General features: G+C 70.0%; 1 protein-coding gene and 1 pseudogene. Both read left to right on the forward strand.

All coding sequences use genetic code 11. The features are described 5' to 3' along the window. A pseudogene (locus P775_RS15095) lies at window positions 1-529 on the forward strand (VWA domain-containing protein); the annotation flags it as partial. Between the two features lie 26 nt (window positions 530-555). Next, on the forward strand, window positions 556-674 hold a 119-nt coding region (locus P775_RS29000; RefSeq protein ID WP_143520920.1), incomplete at its 3' end, for an XdhC family protein.

Raw genomic sequence — 674 nt, forward strand, 5'->3', positions numbered from 1 at the left:
GTCGGCAGAGGCCGGACCGGCCGGTCCGGATCGTAGCGCTGTGTGACGTGTCGGGGTCCATGACGCTTTATGCGCGGGTCTTCCTCGCCTTCCTGACCGGTCTCATGCGGGCGGATGGCAACAGCGACGCCTACCTGTTCCATACTCGCCTCGTGCGGATCACCGAGGCGCTGCGGGATGAGGACAGCCTGCGCGCGCTCAGTCGGCTCACCCTGCTGGCCGACGGGTTCGGCGGCGGATCGAGGATCGGCGCGGCGCTGGACCAGTTTGCCGCCACCTATGCCCGCCGCTTCGTGACCGGGCGCAGCGGCGTGCTGCCCCCGATCCGCCGGAACGGTTGGGCACGGCGCTTGCGCAGCTGCAGCGCAGGGGGTGCCGGATCGTCTGGCTCAACCCGCTAAAGGGGTGGGCAGGCTATGCGCCTGTCGCGACTGGCATGGCAGCCGCGCTGCCGTATCTGGATCATTTCGCTGCTGCTGGGACGCTTTCGGACCTTGCGGCGCTGGAACAGGAGCTTGCCCGGCTATGATCGACGTGACTCCGCTGGAAGACCAGATGGCCCGCCTGGCCGATGCGTTGCGCGCGACGGGCACGCCGTTCGCCACGGCGACCGTGGTGCGCACGGTGGGGGCGACGGCAGCGAAACCCGGCGCGCGGGCGCTGATCCACGCCGA

The organism is Puniceibacterium antarcticum (assembly GCF_002760615.1).
GTDB lineage: Bacteria > Pseudomonadota > Alphaproteobacteria > Rhodobacterales > Rhodobacteraceae > Puniceibacterium > Puniceibacterium antarcticum.